The 263-nt window shown below is 47.1% G+C and carries 1 rRNA gene; it reads right to left on the bottom strand.

Annotation, left to right across the window (positions count from 1 at the left end):
- Positions 1 to 131: 131 nt before the first annotated feature.
- Positions 132 to 263, bottom strand: a 23S ribosomal RNA gene (locus tag OGY15_RS00020); the annotation flags it as partial.

A 263-nucleotide genomic window follows, 5' to 3' on the forward strand; every position in this document is an offset into this window, starting at 1 on the left:
TCAGGTGGGACCACCGCGCTACAGCCGCCAGGCAAATTCTGTTTATCAACACACTTTTTAGTCTGTCGATGTCATCTGTAATCAAGCTGAATCTTGTGTCTGTCTCTTCGCCAAAACATCTTCGGCGTTGTAAGGTTAAGCCTCACGGTTCATTAGTATCGGTTAGCTCAACGTATCGCTACGCTTACACACCCGACCTATCAACGTCATCGTCTTTAACGTTCCTTCAGGAGACTTAAAGTCTCAGGGAGAACTCATCTCGG

It is taken from the genome of Citrobacter sp. Cu231 (assembly GCF_030332265.1).
Lineage (GTDB): Bacteria > Pseudomonadota > Gammaproteobacteria > Enterobacterales > Enterobacteriaceae > Citrobacter > Citrobacter meridianamericanus.